General features: G+C 74.6%; 16 protein-coding genes and 1 pseudogene. 12 read left to right on the plus strand and 5 right to left on the minus strand.

What is annotated here, in order from left to right; translation table 11 throughout:
• Positions 1 to 7 precede the first annotated feature (7 nt).
• From GBN72_RS26110 to GBN72_RS26130, 5 genes are all read left to right on the plus strand, one after another.
• Positions 8 to 1,906 carry an acetyl/propionyl/methylcrotonyl-CoA carboxylase subunit alpha gene (locus GBN72_RS26110; protein WP_151774365.1) on the plus strand — a complete coding sequence of 633 codons (1,899 nt, stop codon included), beginning with the start codon at positions 8 to 10 and terminating at the stop codon, positions 1,904 to 1,906.
• Positions 1,903 to 3,063, plus strand: coding sequence for an acyl-CoA dehydrogenase family protein (locus GBN72_RS26115; protein WP_151774366.1), 1,161 nt, complete (start codon positions 1,903 to 1,905; stop codon positions 3,061 to 3,063). Before GBN72_RS26110 ends, GBN72_RS26115 begins: the two co-directional genes overlap by 4 nt.
• A 72-nt stretch (positions 3,064 to 3,135) precedes the next feature.
• Positions 3,136 to 4,701: a 4-coumarate--CoA ligase family protein gene (locus GBN72_RS26120; protein ID WP_151774367.1), complete on the plus strand. Its 1,566-nt coding sequence runs from the start codon at positions 3,136 to 3,138 to the stop codon at positions 4,699 to 4,701.
• A 10-nt stretch (positions 4,702 to 4,711) separates the two neighbouring features.
• On the plus strand, positions 4,712 to 5,464 hold the full coding sequence (locus tag GBN72_RS26125) for an enoyl-CoA hydratase family protein (RefSeq protein ID WP_151774368.1): 753 nt from the start codon (positions 4,712 to 4,714) through the stop codon (positions 5,462 to 5,464).
• The gene (locus tag GBN72_RS26130) at positions 5,452 to 6,081 is read left to right on the plus strand and encodes a TetR/AcrR family transcriptional regulator (protein WP_174887204.1); all 630 of its coding nucleotides are present in this window, start codon (positions 5,452 to 5,454) and stop codon (positions 6,079 to 6,081) included. Before GBN72_RS26125 ends, GBN72_RS26130 begins: the two co-directional genes overlap by 13 nt.
• A 67-nt stretch (positions 6,082 to 6,148) precedes the next feature.
• On the opposite strand, the gene pdxH is transcribed toward GBN72_RS26130, so the two are convergent.
• The gene (pdxH, locus tag GBN72_RS26135) at positions 6,149 to 6,868 is read right to left on the minus strand and encodes a pyridoxamine 5'-phosphate oxidase (RefSeq protein ID WP_439959821.1); all 720 of its coding nucleotides are present in this window, start codon (positions 6,866 to 6,868) and stop codon (positions 6,149 to 6,151) included.
• Positions 6,869 to 7,042: 174 nt separating this feature from the next.
• Between pdxH and GBN72_RS26140 the strand changes: the two genes are divergently transcribed.
• Positions 7,043 to 8,146, plus strand: a complete 1,104-nt coding sequence (locus GBN72_RS26140; RefSeq protein ID WP_151774369.1) for a citrate synthase 2 — start codon at positions 7,043 to 7,045, stop codon at positions 8,144 to 8,146.
• Positions 8,147 to 8,490: 344 nt separating this feature from the next.
• Positions 8,491 to 9,858, plus strand: coding sequence for a PAS domain-containing protein (locus GBN72_RS26145; protein WP_151774370.1), 1,368 nt, complete (start codon positions 8,491 to 8,493; stop codon positions 9,856 to 9,858).
• Positions 9,859 to 10,100: 242 nt separating this feature from the next.
• On the opposite strand, the gene GBN72_RS26150 is transcribed toward GBN72_RS26145, so the two are convergent.
• Positions 10,101 to 10,841, minus strand: a complete 741-nt coding sequence (locus tag GBN72_RS26150; protein ID WP_151774581.1) for an SIS domain-containing protein — start codon at positions 10,839 to 10,841, stop codon at positions 10,101 to 10,103.
• Positions 10,842 to 11,128: 287 nt separating this feature from the next.
• Here GBN72_RS26150 and GBN72_RS26155 point away from each other — a divergent pair, with 287 nt between their 5' ends.
• Together GBN72_RS26155 and GBN72_RS26160 are read left to right on the plus strand one after the other, a co-directional pair.
• On the plus strand, positions 11,129 to 11,821 hold the full coding sequence (locus tag GBN72_RS26155) for an iron-dependent transcriptional repressor DtxR (protein WP_151774371.1): 693 nt from the start codon (positions 11,129 to 11,131) through the stop codon (positions 11,819 to 11,821).
• Positions 11,822 to 12,410: 589 nt separating this feature from the next.
• Positions 12,411 to 13,331 carry an alpha/beta fold hydrolase gene (locus GBN72_RS26160; RefSeq protein WP_151774372.1) on the plus strand — a complete coding sequence of 307 codons (921 nt, stop codon included), beginning with the start codon at positions 12,411 to 12,413 and terminating at the stop codon, positions 13,329 to 13,331.
• Positions 13,332 to 14,033: 702 nt separating this feature from the next.
• Here the strand turns inward: GBN72_RS26160 and GBN72_RS26165 are convergent.
• Together GBN72_RS26165 and GBN72_RS26170 are read right to left on the minus strand one after the other, a co-directional pair.
• Positions 14,034 to 15,611 (minus strand): transporter, encoded by a 1,578-nt coding sequence (locus tag GBN72_RS26165; protein WP_246212942.1) that lies wholly within the window; start codon positions 15,609 to 15,611, stop codon positions 14,034 to 14,036.
• A gap of 164 nt (positions 15,612 to 15,775) precedes the next feature.
• Entirely contained in the window at positions 15,776 to 16,543 is a 768-nt protein-coding gene (locus GBN72_RS26170; protein ID WP_151774374.1) for an ABC transporter ATP-binding protein, read from the minus strand.
• A gap of 263 nt (positions 16,544 to 16,806) precedes the next feature.
• On the opposite strand from GBN72_RS26170, the gene GBN72_RS26175 reads away from it, so the two are divergent.
• Complete coding sequence (locus GBN72_RS26175; RefSeq protein WP_151774375.1) at positions 16,807 to 18,726, plus strand: serine/threonine-protein kinase; 1,920 nt, start codon at positions 16,807 to 16,809, stop codon at positions 18,724 to 18,726.
• Between the two features lie 305 nt (positions 18,727 to 19,031).
• Here the strand turns inward: GBN72_RS26175 and GBN72_RS26180 are convergent, their stop codons facing one another.
• Positions 19,032 to 19,745 (minus strand): bifunctional DNA primase/polymerase, encoded by a 714-nt coding sequence (locus GBN72_RS26180; protein ID WP_151774376.1) that lies wholly within the window; start codon positions 19,743 to 19,745, stop codon positions 19,032 to 19,034.
• Between the two features lie 224 nt (positions 19,746 to 19,969).
• Between GBN72_RS26180 and GBN72_RS26185 the strand changes: the two genes are divergently transcribed.
• Together GBN72_RS26185 and GBN72_RS34315 are read left to right on the plus strand one after the other, a co-directional pair.
• Entirely contained in the window at positions 19,970 to 21,352 is a 1,383-nt protein-coding gene (locus GBN72_RS26185; protein ID WP_151774377.1) for an NsdA family TPR-like regulatory protein, read from the plus strand.
• 149 nt (positions 21,353 to 21,501) lie between these two features.
• A pseudogene (locus GBN72_RS34315) lies at positions 21,502 to 22,607 on the plus strand (hypothetical protein); the annotation flags it as partial.

The following is a 22,607-nucleotide window of genomic DNA, read 5'->3' on the forward strand; positions in this document are numbered from 1 at the left end:
AACTCCTGTGATCTCCAAGGTACTTGTCGCCAACCGGGGTGAGATCGCCTGCCGGGTCTTCCGCACCTGTGCGGAGCTGGGCGTGCGCACCGTCGCCGTGCACTCGGACGCGGACGCCCGGGCCCTGCACACCCGCACCGCCGACGAGGCGGTCCGGCTGCCCGGGTCGGCGCCCGCCGACACCTATCTGCGGGGCGACCTGGTCGTGAAGGCCGCCCTGGCGGCCGGCGCGGACGCGGTGCACCCGGGGTACGGCTTCCTCTCCGAGAACCCGGACTTCGCCCGCCAGGTGCGGGACGCCGGGCTGGTGTGGATCGGCCCACCCCCGGAGGCGATCGAGGCGATGGCCTCCAAGACCCGCGCCAAGGAGCTGATGGGGCTGGAGCCCCTGCGCGAGGTCACCGCGGCGGACCTGCCGGTGCTGGTGAAGGCGGCGGCGGGCGGCGGCGGGCGCGGCATGCGCGTGGTGCGCCGGCTGGAGGACCTGGAGGCCGGGCTGACGGCCGCGCGGGCCGAGGCGCTGAGCGCCTTCGGCGACGGCGAGGTGTTCGTCGAGCCCTACGTGGAGGGCGGACGCCACGTCGAGGTGCAGGTGCTGGCCGACACCCACGGCACGGTGTGGGCGCTGGGCACCCGCGACTGTTCGCTGCAGCGCCGCCACCAGAAGGTCGTCGAGGAGGCCCCGGCGCCCGGTCTCGCGCCCGGCCTGCCGGCGGAGCTCCACGCGCTGGCCGTGCGGGCGGTGCGGTCCGTGAAGTACGTCGGCGCGGGCACGGTCGAGTTCCTGGTCGCCGACGGCCGGGCCCACTTCCTGGAGATGAACACCCGGCTCCAGGTCGAACACCCCGTCACGGAGGCGGTGTTCGGGATCGACCTGGTCGCCCTCCAGCTGCGGATCGCCGAGGGCGGCGCGCTGGATCCTGAGCCGCCCGCACCGCGCGGCCACGCGGTGGAGGCCCGCCTGTACGCCGAGGACCCGGCGCGCGGCTGGGCCCCGCAGACCGGACTCCTGCACCGGATCGCCTTCCCCGGGGCGGCGGGCGTCCGGGTCGACACCGGCTTCGCCGACGGCGACCCGATCGGCGTCCACTACGACCCGATGCTCGCCAAGGTCGTCGCGCACGCCCCGACCCGGGCCGAGGCGGTCCGCAAGCTGGCCGGGGCGCTGGAGCGGGCGGCCGTGCACGGGCCGGTCACCAACCGGGACCTGCTGGTGAACTCGCTGCGGCACGAGGAGTTCGTCACCGGACGGATGGACACCGGCTTCTACGACCGGCACCTCGCCGAGCTGACCGCGACCGCCGCCGATCCGCTCGCCCCGCTGGCCGCCGCGCTGGCCGCCGCGGCGACGGGCCGCGGCCGGTTCGGCGGCGGCTGGCGCAACGTTCCCTCGCAGCCGCAGACCCGCCGGTACCGGGCGGGGGAGACGGAGCACGAGGTCTCCTACCGCTGGACCCGGCAGGGACTCGCGGCCGACGCGGCGGACGTGGTGCAGGCCGGCCCCGCACTGGTCGTCCTGGAGACCGGGGGCGTGCGGCGCCGGTACGAGGTGGCCCGGTACGACGGCGGGCAGGTCTTCGTGAACGGTGCCGCGCTCACCGAGCTGCCCCGGTTCCCCGAGCCGGAGACCCGCCGGGAGCCCGGTTCACTGCTCGCGCCGATGCCCGGCACCGTCGTCCGGGTCGCCGAGGGCCTGGCCGTCGGCTCCGAGGTCACCGAGGGCCGACCACTGCTGTGGCTGGAGGCGATGAAGATGGAGCACCGCGTCACCGCCCCGGTCTCCGGCACCCTGACGGCACTGCACGCCGAACCCGGCCGCCAGGTCGAGGTCGGCGCGCTGCTCGCCGTCGTCCAGGCACCGCCGAAGGAAGCGGACCGTTCCGCCGACCACGAGGAGAGCCAGTGAGCGTCGTCATCGAGACCGAGGAGCACAAGGCGCTGCGGGAGGCCGTCGCCGCGCTGGGCCGCCGCTACGGGCGGGCGTACGTCACCCGGGCGATGGAGGAGGGCAAGGGCCCCGAGGAGCTGTGGAGCGAGGCGGGCAAGCTGGGCTACCTCGGGGTGAGCCTGCCCGAGGAGTACGGCGGCGGGGGCGGCGGCATCCAGGAGCTGTCCCTGGTGCTGGAGGAGCTCGGCGCGGCGGGCTGCCCGCTGCTCCTGCTGGTGGTCTCCCCGGCCATCTGCGGCACGATCATCGCCCGCTACGGCACCGAGGAGCAGAAGCGGGAGTGGCTGCCGGGCCTGGCCGACGGCAGCAGGATCATGTCGTTCGGCATCACCGAGCCGGACGCCGGGTCCAACAGCCACCGCATCACCACGACCGCGCGGCGCGACGGCGACCAGTGGGTGCTCAACGGCCGGAAGGTCTTCATCTCCGGCGTGGACATCTCCGACGCCACCCTGATCGTGGGCCGCACCGAGGACGCCCGCACCGGCAAGCTCAAGCCCGCCCTGTTCATCGTCCCGCGCGACACGCCGGGCTTCCACCGCACCGTGCTCGACATGGAACTGGCCGCCGCCGAGAAGCAGTTCGAGCTGGTCCTCGACGACGTGCGGCTGCCCGCCGACGCGCTGGTCGGCGACGAGGACGCGGGGCTCCTCCAGCTCTTCGCCGGGCTCAACCCGGAACGGGTGATGACCGCCGCCTTCGCCGTGGGCATGGCCCGGTACGCGCTCGCCAGGGCCGTCGAGTACGCCAAGGAGCGGCAGGTCTGGAAGGCCCCCATCGGCGCCCACCAGGCCATCCAGCACCCGCTGGCGGTCGCGCACATCGAGGTGGAGACCGCCAAGCTGATGATGCAGAAGGCCGCCCACCTCTGTGACGCCGGCGACGACCTGGCCGCGGGCGAGGCCGCCAACATGGCGAAGTACGCGGCGGGCGAGGCCTGCGTGAAGGCGGTGGACACCGCCGTGCACACCCTGGGCGGCAACGGCCTCACCAAGGAGTTCGGCCTCGCCTCGCTGGTCAACGCGGCGCGGGTGGCCCGGATCGCCCCGGTCAGCCGGGAAATGATCCTGAACTTCGTCTCGCATCAGACGCTGGGTCTTCCCAAGTCCTACTGATATCGCCATATTTGGCGGCCACGCCCCAGCAGGGGCGCACATCGGCACAGCGTCGTGCGACAAGGAGCCTTCATGTTCCGCAGCGAGTACGCAGATGTCCCCGCCGTCGAGGAGCCCATCCACGACGCGGTGCTCGGCCGGGCCGCCGAACGCGGCGACACCCCCGCACTGATCGACGGCACGAACGGCATGACCCTGACCTACGCCCAGGTCGACGCCTTCCACCGCAGGGTGGCGGCCGGCCTGGCGGAGGCCGGACTGGTCAAGGGGGACGTGCTCGCCCTGCACAGCCCCAACACGGTCGCCTTCCCGATCGCCTTCTACGCGGCGACTCGGGCGGGCGCGGCCGTCACCACCGTCCACCCGCTGGCCACCGCCGAGGAGTTCGCCAAGCAGCTCACCGACTCCTCGGCGCGCTGGATCGTCACCGTCTCGCCGCTGCTGGAGACCGCGAAGGCGGCGGCGGAGCTCGCGGGCGGCGTCCAGGAGATCTACGTCTGCGACAGCGCCCCCGGACACCGGTCGCTGATGGACTTCCTGGGCTCCACCGCCCCCGAGCCGCAGGTCCCGGTCGATCCGGCCGAGGACGTCGCGGCCCTGCCGTACTCCTCGGGCACCACCGGCACCCCCAAGGGCGTGATGCTCACCCACCGGTCGATCGCCACCAACCTCGCCCAGCTGGAGCCGGCGGTGCCGACCGGGGAGGGCGAGCGGATCCTCGCCGTCCTGCCCTTCTTCCACATCTACGGGCTCACCGCCCTGATGAACGCCCCGCTCAGGCAGGGCGCCACCGTGGTGGTGCTGCCCCGCTTCGAGCTGGACGTCTTCCTCGCCGCCGTCGAGAAGCACCGGATCACCGCCCTCTACGTCGCCCCGCCGATCGTGCTGGCCCTCGCCAAGCACCCCGCGGTGGACGGCTACGACCTCTCCTCGGTGCGGTACGTCATCAGTGCCGCCGCACCGCTGGACGCCGAGCTGGCGCAGGCGTGCCGGACGCGGCTCGGGGTGCCGTCGGTCGGCCAGGCCTACGGCATGACCGAGCTGTCGCCCGGCACCCACGTCGTCCCGCCGTCCGCGCAGGACGCCCCGCCCGGCACCGTCGGCAAGCTGATCGCCGGCACCGAGATGCGGATCGTCTCGCTGGATGACCCGGAGAAGGACCTCGGCCCGGGCGCGACCGGCGAGATCCTGATCCGCGGCCCGCAGGTCATGAAGGGCTACCTGGGCCGACCCGAGGCCACCGACGCCATGGTCGACGCCGACGGCTGGCTGCACACCGGCGACGTCGGCCGGGTCGACGAGGACGGCTGGCTCTTCGTGGTGGACCGGGTCAAGGAACTGATCAAGTACAAGGGCTACCAGGTCGCCCCCGCCGAGCTGGAGGCACTGCTGCTCACCCACCCCGGCATCGCCGACGCGGCGGTCATCGGGGTCTACGACGACGACTCCAACGAGGTCCCGGCCGCCTTCGTGGTCCGCCAGGCCGGGGCGGAGGAGCTGACCGGGGCGGACGTGACGGCCTATGTCGCCGAACGCGTCGCCCCGTACAAGCGGGTGCGGCGGGTCACCTTCGTCGACGCCGTGCCGCGCGCGGTCAGCGGCAAGATCCTGCGACGCGAACTGAGGGAACGAGCATGAGGGAAGGCACATGACGGACACATCCGCGGACCTGGTGCGGCGGTCGGACGAGCGGGGCGTCGCCACGCTCGTCCTGGACTCGCCGGCCAACCGCAACGCCCTGTCGGCCGCCCTGGTCGGGCGGCTGGCCGGGCTGCTCGAAGCGTGCGCCGAGGACCAGGACGTGCGGGCGGTGGTGCTCACCCACACCGGCACCACCTTCTGCGCCGGCGCCGACCTGCGCGACCCGCCGCCGCCCGAGGCGCTGACCGGGCTGCTGCGGCGGATGCTGGAACTGCCCAAGCCGGTGGTCGGACGGGTGGACGGACATGTGCGGGCCGGCGGGTTCGGGCTGCTCGGCGCCTGCGACATCGTCGCCGCCTCCTCGGCGCGGTCGACCTTCGCCCTGACCGAGGTGCGGATCGGGGTGGCCCCGGCCGTCGTCTCGCTCACCCTGCTGCCCCGCGTCGAACCCCGCGCCCTGTCCCGCTACTACCTCACCGGTGAGCGCTTCGACGCCGCCGAGGCCGCGCGGATCGGCCTGGTGACGGCGGCGGGCGAGGACGTCGACCAGGTGCTGGAGCCGGTCCTGGACGGTCTGCGCCGCGCCTCCCCGCAGGCCCTCGCCCGGACCAAACCGCTGGTCACGGCTAAGGTGCTGGAGAACTTCGACCGGGACGCGGAAGAACTGTCCGCGCTCTCGGCCCGGTTGTTCTCCTCCGACGAGGCGCGAGAGGGGATGACCGCCTTCCTCGAGCGACGGGATCCCGCGTGGGTGATGTGAACCAGGCGACGTCCGCGGCGGCGCGCGCCCCCAAGCAGGACCGCAGCCGGGCCACCCGGCAGCGGCTGCTGGAGGCCGCCGTCGCCTGCCTCGCCGAACACGGCTGGGCGGGCTCCACGGTCGCCGTCGTCGCCGAACGGGCCGGCGTCTCCCGGGGCGCCGCCCAGCACCACTTCCCCACCCGCGAGGACCTGTTCACCGCGGCCGTCGAGCACGTCGCCGAGGAACGCTCCACCGCCCTGCGGGAGTTGTTCCCGCGGGGCGCGGCGGGGGACCGCCGGGCCGTGGTCGAGGAGATCGTCGCCCTCTTCACCGGGCCGGTCTTCCGCGCCGCCCTCGCCCTGTGGGTGGCCGCCTCCAACGAGGAGCAGCTGCGCGGCCGGGTCACCGAGCTGGAGGCCCGCGTCGGCCGGGAGACCCACCGCACGGCCGTGGAGCTGCTGGGCGTGGACGAGTCACGGCCGGGCGTGCGGGAGACCGTGCAGGGGCTGCTGGACATGGCCCGCGGCCTGGGCCTGGCCAACCTGCTCAGCGACGACACCGCGCGCCGCGCGCGGGTGGTGGCCCAGTGGGCGGCGCTGCTCGACGAGGCGCTGGGGGCGCCGAAGGCGGCCTGAGGCGGGACCGGGGCCGGCCTCGGCCGGGACCCGGGGCGGGACCCGGGGCGGCGTGGGCCGGACGGGGTCAGGGGCTGAGGCGCTCGATCCGCCAGCCGCCGCCGGGGCGGGCGACGTAACGCAGCCGGTCGTGCAGCCGGTTGGTGCGGCCCTGCCAGAACTCCACGCTCCGCGGCGTGACGCGGAACCCGCCCCAGTGCGGCGGCACCGGCACCTGCTCGTCGGCCGGGTAGCGGGCGTCCAGGTCGGCGAAGGCCTGGTCCAGCTCCTCGCGTGAGCCGATCACCGTGGACTGCTCACTGGCCCAGGCGCCCAGCTGGGAGCCGTGCGGCCGGGTGCGGAAGTAGGCGGCCGTCTCGTCGCGCCCGGTGCGGGTGGCGACGCCGGTCACGATCACCTGCCGGGCCAGCGGGTACCACGGGAACAGCAGCGAGACGTGCGGGTTCTCGGTCAGCTCGCGGCCCTTGCGGGAGCCGTAGTTGGTGTAGAAGACGAACCCGTGGTCGTCGACGTGCTTGAGCAGCACGGTGCGGGAGCTGGGGCGGCCCTCCGCGTCGGCCGTGGAGACCACCATCGCGTTGGGCTCGAACACCGCGGGGTTCTCCGTCGCGTCCCGGAACCAGCGGCCGAACTGCTCCACGGGCGTGCCGGCGAGCTGGGACCGGACCAGCCCTTCCGCCTGGTACTGCCTGCGCATCGCGGCCGGGTCGGGCACGGGGGCGAGAACGGTGTCGTCGGACCTGTCGAGGGCGGCTTCTCGGTCGTTCACGCGATCATCTTGCCGTATGCGCAGGTGCGTTCGGTCGCGGTCCGGTGAAGCGGGGGGAACGGTACGGAGAAGTCCACGGAAGCGCGCCCGAGGCCGGTTGGTGGCACTCAGTGCCGCGCCTCTCCCCAAAAGTGGCACTCCTGGATACGATCCGGGGCACGGGGCTGACCGTCAACCGCCGAGGAGCCGCACATGTCCGACTTCGTTCCCGGGCTCGAAGGAGTCGTCGCGTTCGAGACGGAGATCGCCGAACCGGACAGGGAGGGCGGCGCCCTGCGCTACCGGGGCGTCGACATCGAGGACCTGGTGGGCAAGGTCACCTACGGTCACGTCTGGGGTCTGCTGGTCGACGGATCGTTCAACCCGGGCCTGCCGCCCGCCGAGCCCTTCCCCATCCCGGTCCACTCCGGCGACGTCCGCGTCGACGTGCAGGCGGCGCTGGCGATGCTCGCCCCGGTGTGGGGGCTGAAGCCGCTGCTGGACATCTCCGTCGAACAGGCCCGTGACGACCTCGCCCGGGCCGCCGTGATGGCGCTCTCCTACGTCGCCCAGTCGGCGCGCGGCCAGGGCGTGCCGATGGTCCCGCAGAAGGAGATCGACAAGGCGAACTCCATCGCCGAACGGTTCATGATCCGCTGGCGCGGCGAGCCCGACCCCAAGCACGTCGCGGCCGTCGACGCCTACTGGACCTCGGCCGCCGAGCACGGCATGAACGCCTCCACCTTCACCGCGCGCGTCATCGCCTCCACCGGCGCGGACGTGGCCGCGGCGCTCTCCGGCGCGGTCGGCGCGATGTCCGGGCCGCTGCACGGCGGGGCGCCCTCGCGGGTGCTGGGCATGATCGAGGAGATCGAGCGCACGGGGGACGCGGAGGCCTACGTGCGGGGCGCGCTGGACCGCGGCGAGCGGCTGATGGGCTTCGGCCACCGCGTCTACCGTGCCGAGGACCCGCGCGCCCGGGTGCTGCGCCGCACCGCCCGCGAGCTGGGCGCGCCGCGCTACGAGGTCGCCGAGGCGCTGGAGAAGGCCGCGCTGGCCGAGCTGCACGCGCGGCGGCCGGACCGGGTGCTCGCCACCAACGTGGAGTTCTGGGCGGCGATCGTCCTGGACTTCGCGCAGGTGCCGGCGCACATGTTCACGTCGATGTTCACCTGCGCCCGCACGGCGGGGTGGTCGGCGCACATCCTGGAGCAGAAGCGGACGGGGCGGCTGGTGCGGCCCTCCGCGCGGTACGTCGGCCCGGGGGAGCGGCCGGTCGAGGACATCGACGGCCACGGGGACATCGCGCGGGACTGACGCGGGCGCCCTCGCCGGGGCACGGAACGACCCGCGAGCTCGGGTCCCACGGAAGGGGGCCGGCCGGACGTGCCGGCGAGCTCGCGGGTCGGGTGACTGCTTGGTCTGGGCCTCGGCCCGCGACCGGTGTACTGCGCGTGGTCACGAGCCGTCAGCCCGCAGCCACCTCACGCGTCCGGGTGTCACTCATGTACCCGATCACCTCCTTTCCCGTGTAGCCCCACCGTACGACCGGCCCCGTCCACGGGACAACGCCTTTTTTCCCCACCCTGCCCGGCGGTCCGCGGGCGGGTGGTTCCGTCTCTGCCGAAAGGTCTGTCGGGGAGGCACGCCGGTGGAGTTGAATGGGACCCCCACGGCCCAGTACAGGGGGTAGCACCGTGACCGCTCCGACCGGCGAGGACCAGTGCGGCGACCGGTTGCTCGCCGCACTTCTGAACGGCATGGACGCCGCCCTCTGCGCCTTCGACGCCGACGGCGTGGTGACCCACTGGAACCGCGAGGCGGAGCGCGTCCTCGGCTGGACCGCCGCCGAGGCGGTCGGCCGCCGCGGCCTGTCCGGGTGGGCGGTCCGCCCCGCCGACGCCGCCGAGACCGAGTCCCGCCTGCTGGGCGCGATGCACGCCCCCGGACGCCGGGTCCACGACTTCGCGCTGCTCACCAAGGACGGCGGCCGGGTGCTGGTGCGCACCCAGTCCGCCGCCGTCCCCGGCCCGGACGGCAAGCCGGCCGGCGTCTACCTCGCCTTCGGTCCCGCCGACGCGCAGACCGACCTCGAACGTTCCCTCGCGCTGAGCGAGGCGCTGTTCAACGACGCCTCCTGGGGCGTCGTCCTGGTCGACGCGGACCTTCGCCCCGCCGTGGTCAACGCCCACGCCGCCCGCGCCTTCGGACAGGGCCGCGGCGCGCTGCTCGGGCGTCCGCTGGGCGAGGTGCTGAGCGAGGGCGTGCGGGAGGTGGAGGCCGCGCTCACCCACGTCCTCGCCCAGGGCGCGCCCCCGGCCCCCGCCGACCTGTGGGTCACCCTGAGATCCGGCACCGAGGAGCGCCGCCGCTGCTGGCGCAGCGGCTTCCTGCGGCTGGCCTCGCCCCTCACCGAGGAACCGGTGCCGCTCGGCGTGGGCTGGATGTTCCAGGACGTCACGGAGGCCCGCACCACCGAGCAGGAGGCCGCGGTCACCCGCTTCCGCGCCGCCCAGCTGCACCGGGCGTCCCGCGCGGCCGCCGAGTGCGAGGACCCGGCGGAGGCGGCCGCCGTCCACCTCGACTTCGCCCTGGCGGGCTTCGCCGACCACGCCCTGCTGGACCGGTCGGCCACCGGGACGGCCCCGGACGACGAGGGGGAGGCCCCGGTCCGGCTCGTGCGCGCGACGGCGACGCCGTACGGCACGCCCGGCTCCGGCGAGCGCTCGGACCCCTCGGGCCTGCCGGTGCCGTACCCGCCGGGGCACCCCGCGGTGCGGTGCGCGCAGCGCGGGGGCACGGTGCGGGTCTCCGCCGCCGCGGGACACGCCGAGCAGTGGCCGCCGGGCGCCGCGCACGCCCTGTGCGTCCCGCTGCGCAGCCGTGGGCGCACCCTGGGCGTGGTCACCTTCCTGCGCGGCGCGGCCCGCGGTCCGTTCGGCCGTCACGACGTCGCGCACGGCGAGGAGGTCGCGGGCCGGGTGGCCGCCGCCCTGGACCTGGCGGCGGCGACGGGCGACACGGGCTGAGCGGCCGCCCGCCCGCCGGCCGCCCTGCCCGCCGGCCGCCGTCGCCGGTCGCGGGCGCTGTTCTCCCGCATGCGGGACATGTACGGCCTGGGCCGGGCGCGGCACCACCTGGCGCGGGTGACCCCGCGACCAACGGGCCGCGCGCGCCGGCCTGCCGCGGAACCGGCCGCCGCCCGTCGGCCGCCCTGCCCGTCGGCTGCCGACTGCCTGCTGTGCCCGTCGCCCGCCGGCTGCCGCCCGCCTCAGTGCTGGTGGAAGATCCGTTCCCGGTACCGCTCGAACACCGCGTCGTTCCAGTCGCGGCCCCCGTCCACGTTCCCGGACCGCAGCAGCGGCGGCTCGACGCCCCGCTCGGTCAGCTCGCCGGCCGCCGTCGCCATCACGGCCTGCATGATCGCGGACGTGACGACCGTGGAGGCGGACGCGAACGGCGCGCCGGCCCCGTCCAGCGTCAGCTCGGCGTCCCCGACGGCGATCTTGGAGTCGATCACGACGTCGCAGTGGTCCTTGAGGAAGGTGCCCGAGGCGTGGCCCGGCGAGGTCTGCCGGGCGTAGGCGACCGACGTCACCCCCACCACGCGCACCCCCCGCCCGCGGGCCACGGACGCCATCTCCACCGGCAGCGCGTTGCGCCCCGACAGGGAGATCACCACCAGCAGGTCCCCGGCGCGCAGCGCGGAGACGTCGAGCACCGTGGTGGCGAGCCCCTCGACCCGTTCCAGCGCGGAGCCGAGGGTGGCGGGGCGCACGTCGACCCCGGTCAGCCCCGGTACCGAGAGCAGGTTCATCAGCGCCAGGCCGCCCGCCCGGTAGACCACGTCCTGCGCGGCGAGCGACGAGTGTCCCGCGCCGAACGCGAACAGCCGCCCGCCGCCGGTCACCGTGTCCGCGATCAGTTCACCGGCCGCGGTGATCGCCGCCGTCTCCTCCTCCCGCACCCGCCGCAGCAGATCCTGCGCCGCGTCGAAGTACCGGCCGACCAGATCGTCCCCGAGACCGCTCACCGGCTCCGGCTCCCTCCTGTGTGTGGATGATCACCGTGAGGTCTGGACCACAGTGGTGTCAACGGGGGGCAACGGGGGCATCCCCCGTTGCTCAAGGGGCAGACGGGAGACGAACCGGCCTCGAACGGTTTCTCCGGCAGGGCACGGTTGTCGGCCGCATGCGTAAGAATTGGATGCGGAGTCGGCGCGCCGCCCGGAGCAGCCGGGCAGGCCGGACCGTCGAGGCTGCGCGCGGCTTATCGGCAGATGTATTGCGAGGGGCACGTATGTCCGGACTGATCGACACGACGGAGATGTATCTCCGCACCATCCTCGAGCTGGAGGAGGAAGGTGTGGTCCCCATGCGCGCCCGTATCGCCGAGAGGCTGGACCAGAGCGGTCCGACGGTCAGCCAGACGGTGGCGCGCATGGAGCGGGACGGCCTGCTCTCGGTCGCCAGCGACCGTCACCTGGAGCTGACCGACGAGGGCCGCCGGCTGGCGACGCGGGTGATGCGCAAGCACCGGCTGGCCGAGTGCCTGCTGGTGGACGTCATCGGCCTGGAGTGGGAGCAGGTGCACGCCGAGGCCTGCCGCTGGGAGCACGTGATGAGCGAGGCCGTCGAGCGCCGCGTCCTCGAACTGCTCCGGCACCCGACGGAGTCGCCCTACGGCAACCCGATCCCCGGCCTGGACGAGCTCGGCCAGGACGCCGTCGCCGACCCGTTCCTCGACGACAGCATGGTGTCGCTGGCCGACCTGGAGCCCGGATTCGAGGGCAAGACGGTGGTCGTGCGCCGGATCGGCGAGCCCATCCAGACGGACGCACAGTTGATGTACGCGCTGCGGCGGGCCGGGGTGCAGCCCGGTTCGGTGGTCAGCGTGACCGAGTCCGCCACCGGTGTCCTGGTCGGCAGCGGCGGCGAGGCGGCGGAGCTCGACAGCGAGGTCGCCTCGCACGTTTTTGTGGCCAAGCGCTGAGACCTCCCGGCGGCCGGGGCGCCGGCTCTCCGTGGGCCGGGGCGTCGGCCCCGCGCCGGTTCCCCGCGCCGGTTCCCCGCGCCCGCGCCTGGCGGTGACGCTCCCGCCGGGCGGCAGTGCGCTCCCCCGGGCGGTGGCCCGCTCCTATGGGGTGGCGCGCCGCCCGTTGTGCGCCCTCTTTGCGCCGTCCGCCTTTTCAAGGTGGCTCGCCGTGCGGCAGGCTGGTGTGCGAGGCATATGACCGGAGGACCCCGCCCCGAGGGGCGACCCACGCAACGGGGCCCCGGCGCGGCCAGAGCCGTGCCGGGGCCCGTCCTCCCCTGCGCCGACCTGGAGCCCCGAGCTCCCGAGGTCGGCAGTCCCCGCGGACCCCTGTCCCCGAGTGGTCCGCCTCCCGCTCAAGATCTCCCCCCGACGACGACGGTCAATCCCCGGCCGTGGTCACTCGAACGAGGGGTGTCGGCGACATGAAACCGTGTTTTCGAATAGAGATTCGATAGTCTGCGTTGTGGGGGCGCAAAGCAGCGCACAACCGGGCAGACAGGCGTAAGGACGGGCGCGCGTCAGGGCGCGCATTGAGGGGGCACGGATGGCACGGCGGATCGACGTGACCGGAGCGGGCGGCCTGCGGCTGGTCGCCTGGGAGTTCGCCGACCCCCCGAAGCCGGACGGGCGGGCCGGTCCGCAGGGGTCCGCCGACGAGGTGCCGGTACCCGGCGGGCCCGTGGACGGGCCGTCCCAGGGGCCGGGGATCCTCTTATTGCACGGCCTGCTGGGCCGGGCCTCGCACTGGGCGGAGACCGCCCGCGGCCTGTCCGGCGACTGCCGTGCCGTGGCGCTCGACCAGCGGGGGCACGGCCTCAGCGAGCGTCCCGCCGGGCCCGCCGGGCTGGCCCCGGAGGCGTTCCTCGCCGACGCCGAGGCCGCGCTGGAGCAGCTGGGTCTCGGGCCCGCCGTGGTGGTGGGGCACGGCATGGGCGCGCTGATCGGGTGGCGTCTGGCCGCCGCGCGGCCCGACCTGGTGCGCGGGCTGGTCCTGGCGGAGATGCGGGCCTCGGCCGTGGGGGCGGCCTGGCAGCGGGAGTGGGAGGACTGGCTGGCCGCCTGGCCCGCGCCGTTCGCCACGCTGGAGGAGGTCCGCGAGTGGTTCTCCCGCGACCCGTGGGTGGAGCGGCCCAGCAAGGCCCGTGGCGCCTACTACGCCGAGGTGATGAGCCCCGCGCCGGACGGCTGGCGCCCCGTCTTCGATCCCGAGCAGATGCGGCTGGCCCGCCGCGGCTGGGCCTTCGACGCCCACTGGGAGGAGCTGGCGCAGGTGCCCTGCCCCGCCCTGGTGGTGCGGGGGGTGGACGGCCTGCTGGGCCGGGCCGAGGCGCACGAGATGGTCAGGGTGCTGCCGCGCGGCGAGTACGCGGAGATCCCCGACGCCGGCCACCTGCTCCACCACGAGCAGCCGGAGGCCTGGCAGGAGGTGCTGACCCGGTTCCTCCAGGGCGTCCTGACGCCGTGACCCGCCGCGGCCCGGCGCCCCGCCACGGGGCATGTCGGGTACGGACGGTGACGCCCCGTCGGGCACCGGAGCGGTGCGACCCGGACGCCCGGCCCAGGCAGCTGGCGCCGCGGCCCAGGCTGCCCGGCCCGGCACCGAGCGTCGCCCCGCGTCGCTCCGGCCCGGCGTCGGAGCCGGGGTCTCAGCCTCCGTCGGCGGCGAGGGTCTCGGGCAGCCGGTTCTGCCGCTCGGGGGCGCGGTGGTGGCTCTGGCGTCCGGCCGGATGCCGGAGTGGTGGCGGCTCGGGGCCGGGCCCGCGCGGGAGCGGAGGCCGGTGGACCCCGTGTACTGACGGCCCGCTGCACCCGTGGCTCGGTGGCCCGCGTAGGTGCGGCCCGGCGGGCAGAGGTCTTGGTCTTCGCTGACGGCGACGAGGGTCTCGGGCAGCCGGTTCTGCTGCTCGGGGGGCGCGGTGGTGGCTCTGGTGTCCGGCCGGATGCCGGAGTGGTGGCCCGGCCCGCGCGGGAGGGTCGGCCTCGTGCTGCCGCGCGGCTGCGGCCCGGGGGCGGAGGCCTCGGTCTTCGCCGGCGGCGGTATCCCGGCAGGGCCTCTGCCGCTCGGGGAGTTCCTGCCGGTCTTGGCTTCCGGCCAGGTGCGGGAGGGGTGGCTGTCGGACCCCGGCGCACCGGCGGACCGGTGCAGGCGTACCGGCGGACCTGCGCGTCAGCCCTTGCTGACGGCGGTGAGGATCTCGGGGAGTCGCTCGGCCGCCCGGGGCGCGGCCAGCCGCAGCCCGGCCACCGTGAGGAGGGCGCCGTAGGCCGTGCCCACCGGCAGCAGCAGCCAGCTCCACGCGGCGGCGTGCCCGGCGACGTGCAGCCATACGGTCAGCGCGATCACCGGGGTGGACAGCAGCGCCGCGCCGGCCATGCCGCCGAAGATCGCCATCCACACCAGCCCCACCTGGCCGGGCGCCACGTTCCGGTTGCCCTCGGGCGGGATGGAGTAGGGGTGGCGCACCGAGGCCCACGCGCCGGTCGCCATCATCGCGCCGAGCAGCGACAGCGAGAGCCCCAGGGCCTCCGGGAGCCGGTCCCAGTCACCCAGCACCGCCACCGTCGCCACGCAGACCAGGACCGAGTACGGCACCGCGTACGCCATCAGCGCCAGCGCCCGCCCCCACAGCTCGCGCAGCGCGTCCCGGGGCGAGGAGATGGTCATCGCGACCATCCAGAAGCCCGAGTAGTCCTGGCCGAACTGGTTGTACATCATCGAGCCGAGCATCCCGGCGGCGAAGCAGGCGAAGTAGACCGAACCCGATCCCTGGAACGCGTTGAACAGCGGCACGATCAGCCCGACGGCCAGCGAGATCACCAGCGCCGCACGGGTCTTGGGGTCGCGCCAGGCGTAACGCAGGCTGCGTTCCATCACCGTGGGGATCCGGCCGGGCGGCAGCAGCCTGGCGAGTCCGAAGGCCCCGGGACGCCGTGCGGCACGGACGGCGGCCGGTTCCGCGGCCTGGAGGGTGGAGGCGTCCGGCGCCGTCATCAGCCGGGTCAAGGTGGCCGACCACCAGCGCAGCGCCAGCGTCAACGCCAGCGCCGTGAGCGCCAGTTGGGCCAGCGCGGCACCGTAGTAGCCGTCGCCCGCCGAGTCGACGGCGCCGATCGCGGAGGCCGGTGGCACCCAGCGCAGCACCTCCGCGAACGGGTCGAGCTGCGCCAGCCCCGAGGAACCGAGGCGCTGCACACCGAAGTTGACGGCCTGCGCGCCGATCGCCACGATCAGGCCGCTGACCACGGCCAGGTCGCGTCCGCGGCGGCTGGAGAGCAGCCGGGTGTTGGCGGTGACCACGGCGCGGGCCAGCGCCACGCAGGTCAGCAGGGCCAGCGGCACCGCGACCACCGCGGTCACCGCGCCGGCCGGGCCCCGCGCCACGGCGGCCGCCGAACCGGCCAGCAGACAGAGCGTGAACAGCGGCCCGATGCCCACCAGCGACGCGGCCAGCAGCGCCCGGACCAGTGGGCGCGGCCGCAGCGGCAGCAGGACCAGTCGGGTCGCGTCGAGCGTCTCGTCGCCGCTGGACGAGAAGAGCGGCATCACCGCCCAGCCCAGGGCCAGCAGCGCGGTGATCGGCACCACCACGGAGGCGGCGTGCGGGTTGCCGCGCAGCAGGAGCAGCCCCAGCAGCAGGAAGGCGGCCAGCAGCAGCACCATGACCGCGGAGGCGATGTACGCGGCGCGGCGGCCGCCGGAGCGGCGCAGGCCGTTGCGCATGATCGCCAGCTTCAGCCGGACCATCACGCCGGTGACCGAACCCGGCCGCCGCACGGTGGCCGACGCGGGTGCGGGTGCGGGTGCCGGTGCCGGTGCCGGCACTGGTGCGTGCCCGGGAGCCGGTGCGGGCCCGGGCGCCGGTGCCGGCGGGGACGTCGGCTCGGACGAGGGGCCCGGCTCGGGCGGGGTCACCGGGCGCCGCCCAGCCAGTCCAGGCTGCTGCCCGCGTCCCGGTCGCCCGCTCCGACCAGCTCCAGGAACGCCTGCTGGAGCGAGGGCGCGGTGCCGCGTACCTCCTCCAGCGTCCCCGCGGCGCGGATCCGGCCCGCGGCCAGCACCGCCACCCAGTCGCAGAGCGACTCGACCAGCTCCATCACGTGGGAGGAGAACACCACCGTCGCCCCGGACGCGGTGTACCGCTCCAGGACGGTGCGGATCGTCTGCGCGGAGACCGGGTCGACGCCCTCGAAGGGCTCGTCGAGGAAGAGCACCTCCGGGTTGTGCAGCAGGGCGGAGGCCAGGCCGATCTTCTTCCGCATGCCGGTGGAGTAGTCGACGACCAGCTTGTCGCGGGCGGCGGACAGGTCCAGCACCTCGATCAGCTGGGCGGCGCGCTTGTCGGTCTCGTCGCCGGGCAGGCCGCGCAGACGGCCCGCGTAGGAGAGGAGTTCGCCCCCGGACAGCCGCTCGAAGAGCCGCAGCCCCTCGGGGAGGACCCCGATCCTCGCCTTCACCTCGGCGGGGTCGCGCCACACGTCGTGTCCGACGACCTCCACCCGGCCCTGGTCGGGGCGGAGCAGGCCGGTGATCATGGAGAGGGTGGTGGTCTTGCCCGCCCCGTTGGGACCGACCAGCCCGACGAACCGCCCGGCGGGCAGCTCCAGGTCGATCCCGCCCACGGCGACGTGCTCGCCGAAGCGTTTCCAGAGGCCTTCCACGCGTACGGCGGCGTTCATCGCATCCCTCCGCAGAACTGGAACCGGCGCCGGCACCGGGTACAGGACCGACCCTATGCCCCGTCCCGCCGACCCTCACCTCCGTGACGACTCCGGGCCCCCTCCGGTTCCTCGCCCCGCAGGCGCCGGGCCGGGCGGCCGGGGAAGACCGCCTGTCACCACCGTGCGACGAAAACCGCCCCGCCACCTGACGCCCCGTCTAGTGTGGCGCCCAGTTCACCATCCACGAACTACTGGCGGGTCGCACGCACGAGGGGGACGAGATGAACGGGCATCCGGGCGGTCTTCCCGGCATGGTGATCGCGGGCCGGTACGAGCTGCTACGCCGCCTGGGGCGGGGCGCCATGGGTGTGGTCTGGGAGGCACTGGACACGCGCCTGGACCGGAAGGTGGCCGTCAAGGAAATGGTGTACCCGGATCCGGGATCCGCGGCCTCCGACATCCGGGCGCAGTGGGTGGGCCGCGCTCACCGTGAGGCCAGGACCGTCGCCAGGGTCGGCCATCGGAACGTGATCTCCGTACACGACGTGATCGACGGCCACGGCGACGGCGGCGACGACGACCAGGTCTGGATCGTGATGGAACTGCTCGACGCCCGCTCGCTGGCCGACATGCTGAAACCCCGGGAACCGCTCTCCGTGCCGCACGCCGCCCGGATCGGCCTCCAGGTGCTGCGAGGGCTTGCCGCCGTGCACGAGGCGGGGGTGCTGCACCGGGACGTGAAGCCCAGCAACATCCTCTTCCGTGCCGACGGCAGCGCGCTGCTGACGGACTTCGGCGTCGCCACCTATGAGGGGGCGACGCAGCTCACCGGGTCGAACGATGTCATCGGCTCCGCTCCTTACCTCGCCCCGGAACTGCTCACCCGCGAGCCGGGACCGTACCCGGCGACAGCGGCCTCCGACCTCTGGGCGCTGGGTGTGACGCTCTACGAGATGGTGGAAGGCAGACGCCCCTTCGTGGGCGACAAGTTGCAGATCATGAACTCCATCGTTCGGGATCCGCTTCCTCCTCTGCGCTTCGGCGGGCTGCTCACCCCGCTGATCGAGGACCTTCTGCGGAAGGATCCGCTGCGGCGGCCGAGCGCGCGGGCACTGGAGATGATGCTGGAGGAGATCACCCGGGACATCCCCGCCCCCACGGCCCCGCCCGCGCCACGGCCGGAGAAGGCCGCGGAGCAGGCCGTGCCCGGGGAGCAGGGCCCGCCGCCCACGACCGTCGGCACGGGGGGTCCCGGCCCCGAGCGGTGGAACAGGTGGAAGGTTCCCCTCGCCGTGCTCTGCGCGGCGCTGCTCGTGGGCGGGGGATGGCTGGCCAACGCGATGGGGGACGACGCCCAGGACGGAAAGGGATCCGGCTCCGCCCCGCACCCGGACGCATGGGCGAGGTTCAAGGCTGCCCACCCCGTTCTGAGAGTGGGCGTCAAGGCCGAACAGCCGCCGCTGAGCCGGTGGAACAACAAGGTGTTCGTGGGCTTCGAACCTGATCTCGCCCGGAGGATCGGTGAGCTCCTCGGATACGGCGAGGATCAGATCGTGCTGAAGGAGGTGACCAGCGAGGACCGTGTCCGCCAGTTGACGGGTGACAGGAACGCCGTCCCCGCGGTCGAGCCGGAGGTCGACCTCCTCCTTGCCAGTTACAGCATCCGCAAGGACGTGGCAGGGGTGACGTTCGCCGGTGGGTACTTCCACAACCACCAGGGGGGAATCCTGGTGCGCGACAAGGGAATCGTGCACATAGACGCTCTCTCCGACCTGTCGGACGACAGAGGCGTCCGGGCGTGCACGGTGGAGGGGTCGACGTACAAGGACTGGGCGGCCGACAACAAGGTGCCCCTTACCGACGAAGGGCTTCCGGGCACCTATGACAAGTGCGTGGACAAGCTGCTCGACGACGACAGCGACGTGTTCGCGGTGATCACGGACGAAGTCATCACCCAGGGGATCGCGGACGAGCATCGCGACACGAAGCTGGTCGAGACGTTCGGCGGAGGGGCTCGCGACTACGGTGTCGGGCTGCGGTCCGGCGACACCGTCCTCAAGGCGAAGGTGTGCGGGGCCCTGCGGAAGATCATGGAGACCAGGAACGGCACGTCGGAATGGCAGAAGCTGTACGACGAGCACCTGCGGCCCTCGGTCGGGGCTGCCTCGGGCCTGCCGGGTCTGACGGAGTGCCACGAGTAGAGCCGGCACTCCGGACCGCACGCACGGTACGGCGGCCGATCGCGGACGACCGCCGTCCTCACGACGGCTGTACGACGACCGCGCCGTAGCAGGGACGCCCGACGGCGGCGTCGCGCTAAGTGCGCACCGGGCGACACGGAGGCGGTCCAGGGTGGTGGAACCCTGATCAGCGGGGTCGCGGAGCCGGGCACCTCGTTCCTCGCGCGGCGTGGCCACCCGACCGCCCGCAGGCGGTGTCGGGTGGCCACCCGCGGGCGTGACGGCCCCGCCCGGGCGGAGAGACGCCGGCCGGCCGCGGGGGAGGCCTACCGGTCGCGCGTGCAGGCGTAGGCGAGGGCGGGGACGAGGGCGGCGGCGTCGGGGAGGCGGCCGGCGGGGGGCCGGACCCACTGGACGGGGCCCCGCGCGCCGTACCGCGTGGGCGGCGCCGCGATCCATCCGCCCGTGCCCATGACCGCGAGGTCGAGCCCCTCGGGCGCCCACCCCAGCCCCCGGACCAGCCGGGGCACCCGCGCCTGCGCACCCGGCAGCACCAGGAACCTCATCCTGCGGTCCGGCGCCACCAGCACCGGGCCCGCCCCCGGCTCCGCGCCCAGCCGGTCCAGCCGGGCCAGCGCCAGGTATCCGGCCGTCTCCGGAACCTCCAGCACGTCGAACCCCCGCCCCGTCGGCAGCAGCACCGCCGCCTCCGGCCGCCTGCTCCACAGCCGCCGGGCGACCGCCCCGCTCAGCGTGGCCTGGTTCGTCCAGTCCGGGCTCTCCGGATGCGCCCCCGGCAGCGGACAGGACGGGTCACCGCAGGAGCAGCGCACCACGCCCTCCACCGTCTCCGTCGACACGCCGGGGAAGACCTGCCACTGCCGTTCCTCGGCGTACTCCACGGCGGCCTCGAGCATCGAGGAGGTACCTCGCCGCCCCTGCCCGGGCTGGTCGGGCCCGTGCCCGGACGGCTGCTGACCCGCCTCGCCACGCTGCTGCGGGATTGGTGTGACTTCGGTGCCGGAGATCGTATTTTCCACGAACGACTCAACTCCTCTCACACGTCCGGGTTACGCCGGACACGCGGGCGGGACACGGCCACCGCCGGGGAGCACGGGGCGCACAGGTGCATTCGAGGGGGCGCGCGGGCGGCGGGCGAGCGGGCGCTGGGTAGCCACTGGGGGCCCGGCCCGGCACACCCGGAGCGGACCCGCACCACCCGCGGACCACGGACAGCACCAGCAGGAGCAACCAGGGGGTATTCATGGCCGCCAGGCCACTCGTCGCACGACAGCCCAACGAACGGCTGCAGGCGCTCATCCAGGAGGCCGGCTGCTCCAACGCCGGGCTCGCCCGCCGGGTCAACCTGTGCGGCGCGGAACACGGCCTCGACCTCCGCTACGACAAGACCTCGGTGGCCCGCTGGCTCCGCGGCCAGCAGCCCCGGGGCCGCGCGCCCGCGGTCATCGCCGAGGCGCTCGGCCGGAAACTGGGCCGCACCGTCACCATCGACGAGATCGGCATGGCCAACGGCAAGAACCTCGCCACCGGTGTCGGCCTGCAGTTCGCCCCGACCGTGCCGGGCGCGGTGGAGCAGGTCTGCGAGCTGTGGCGCAGCGACGTGGGGCGGCGGGACTTCCTGGCCGGCACCTCGGTGGCCTCCTCCGCGCTGGTCGAACCGAGCCGCGACTGGCTGATCTCCGCCCCGGACGCGCAGGTCGCCCGCGCGGTCGGCCCCCGGGTCGGCCCCTCCGACGTGGCCGCGGTCGAGGCGATGACCCAGGCCCTCGTCGACCTGGACCACCGGTTCGGCAGCGGACACGTCCGCCCGGTCCTGGTCCACTACCTCAACAGCGTGGTCTCCGGCCTGCTCTCCGGGTCGTACCGGGAGGCGGTCGGCCGGGACCTGTTCGCCGCCGTCGCCCGCCTGACCGAACTGGCCGGGTACATGGCCGTGGACACCGGGCAGCCGGCCCTGGCCCAGCGCTACTACATCCAGGCACTGCGCCTCGCCCAGGCGGCGGGCGACCGCGGCTACGGCGGGTACGTGCTGGCCGCGTCCATGAGCCACCTGGCGGCGCAGCTCGGCAACCCGCGCGAGATCGCCCAGCTCGCGCGCGCCGCGCAGGAGGGCGCGCGGGGCCGGGTGACGCCGCGCGCCCAGGCGATGTTCCACGCCGCCGAGGCGCGCGGGCACGCGGTGCTCGGCGACGCCCTCGCGGCCGAGGCCGCGCGCGGGCGCGCGCTGGACGCCATGGAGGCGGCCGGCACGGCCACCGACGCCGGGGACGACCCGGTGTGGATCAGCCACTTCGATGAGGCGTACCTCGCCGACGAGCTGGCCCACTGCCACCGGGACCTCGGCCAGGCCGAGCGGGCCGAGCGCTGTGCCCGGCAGTCCCTCGACGGTCACCCCGAGTCACGGGCGCGCCGCCGGGCCATCGGGCACGTGCTGCTCGCCACGGCCCAGCTCCAGCGGCGTGAACTGGAGCAGGCCTGCGCGACGGCGCTGAGGGCCGCGGAACTCCTGGGCTCGCTGCGCTCCGACCGCGGCACGGAGTACCTGGACGACTTCCGGCACCGACTGGAGCCGTACCGCGCCGAGGCCCCGGTCCGCGCCTTCGCGGAACGTCTCGCCGTGGCCTGAGCCGGCCGCCCGCTGCCGCGCCCCGCAAGGGGCGTCGGCTTCAACCGGCCTGCCCGCAGGGGGCGGTGGGAGTCTGGGTGGAGGGCACGGAGGACGAGCGGGTAGCGTGACCCGACGATTCCGTAAGTCCCCCATACGTAGGAGCACCGGTGACGCAGAGTGGACACGGCGGTCCGTGGACGCCGGACCGGCCGGACCAGCCGCCGTACCCGCAGCAGCCGCAGCCCCCGCAGCAGGAGCCCGAGGGGGGCTGGAACGGGTCCGGGGCCGACGGCGGCGCATGGGGGAGCTCCGCACCGCAGGTCTGGACCGGCGCCCCCGGGCCCGGCCCGCTGCCGCCCGAGGCCCAGGCGTCCGGCGGTTACGGCGAGGCCGACGCCACCCAGTACATCCCGCCGGTGACGTCCGCGCCGGCCGGTCGTGCCGACGACGCGGCCACGCAGCTCATACGGCCGATACCCGCCGTCGACGAGGCCGCCGCCACCCAGTACCTCCCGCCGGTCCCGGCCGACGACCAGGCGGCCGCCACCCAGTACCTCCCGCCGGTGGCCCCACTGCCCGCCGAGGGCCACCAGCGGCCGCAGCCCCACCAGCAGCCGCAGCCTCCGCAGCAGGGCCGGCCCCTGCCGCAGCAGGGCATGGACCGCGACACCCAGATGCTCCGCCGTATCCCCGCCCCCCAGCAGCAGTCGCAGCAGCAGCAGCAGCCGCAGTCGCCGGGCGGCGACGCCGAGGCCACCCAGTACCTGCCCCCCGTCCCCGGCGGCCACGGCTCCGACGACAACCGGCAGCCTCCGGCCGAGTTCGACAACCTTTTCCGCTCGAACGCCCCTGCGCCCGGCCCCGCCTACGGGCAGCCCGCCTCCGGCGGCTACGACCCGCATCCCGCCCCCGCCCCCACTCCGGCTCCCGCAGCGGGCCGCCGCGGGTCGGGCAGCCGGATCCCGCTGCTGGCCGCGGCCGGGGTCGGCATCGTGGTGCTCGGCATCGGCATCGGATCCCTCATGGACGGCGGCGACGAGTCGGACGACACCCCGGTCGCGGCCGCTTCCCCCACCTCCTCGCCCGCCGGCGAGGAGCAGCGTCCGGAGGAGGAGAAGGACGACAAGGAGACGGTGAAGGCGCAGGCCGTCGCCCTGGACCAGCTCCTCGCCGACAGCGGCGACAGCCGCTCGGCGGTGGTCGGAGCCGTCGAGGACGTCAGGAAGTGCGTGAAGCTGGACGCGGCCGCGCAGGCGCTGCGCGGGGCCGCCCC

Origin of the sequence: Streptomyces abyssomicinicus (assembly GCF_008974245.1) — a bacterium.
In the GTDB taxonomy this organism is placed as follows: Bacteria; Actinomycetota; Actinomycetes; order Streptomycetales; family Streptomycetaceae; genus Streptomyces; species Streptomyces abyssomicinicus.

Excerpts from the sequence above, each read along its gene's own strand:
- GBN72_RS26120 (WP_151774367.1), top strand. The coding sequence starts at position 3,136 with ATGTTCCGCAGCGAGTACGCAGATGTCCCCGCCGTCGAGGAGCCCATC.
- GBN72_RS26125 (WP_151774368.1), top strand. The coding sequence starts at position 4,712 with ATGACGGACACATCCGCGGACCTGGTGCGGCGGTCGGACGAGCGGGGC.
- GBN72_RS26140 (WP_151774369.1), top strand. The coding sequence starts at position 7,043 with ATGTCCGACTTCGTTCCCGGGCTCGAAGGAGTCGTCGCGTTCGAGACG.
- GBN72_RS26145 (WP_151774370.1), top strand. The coding sequence starts at position 8,491 with ATGGGACCCCCACGGCCCAGTACAGGGGGTAGCACCGTGACCGCTCCG.
- GBN72_RS26155 (WP_151774371.1), top strand. The coding sequence starts at position 11,129 with ATGTCCGGACTGATCGACACGACGGAGATGTATCTCCGCACCATCCTC.
- GBN72_RS26160 (WP_151774372.1), top strand. The coding sequence starts at position 12,411 with ATGGCACGGCGGATCGACGTGACCGGAGCGGGCGGCCTGCGGCTGGTC.
- GBN72_RS26165 (WP_246212942.1), bottom strand. The coding sequence starts at position 15,611 with ATGGTCCGGCTGAAGCTGGCGATCATGCGCAACGGCCTGCGCCGCTCC.
- GBN72_RS26170 (WP_151774374.1), bottom strand. The coding sequence starts at position 16,543 with ATGAACGCCGCCGTACGCGTGGAAGGCCTCTGGAAACGCTTCGGCGAG.
- GBN72_RS26175 (WP_151774375.1), top strand. The coding sequence starts at position 16,807 with ATGAACGGGCATCCGGGCGGTCTTCCCGGCATGGTGATCGCGGGCCGG.
- GBN72_RS26185 (WP_151774377.1), top strand. The coding sequence starts at position 19,970 with ATGGCCGCCAGGCCACTCGTCGCACGACAGCCCAACGAACGGCTGCAG.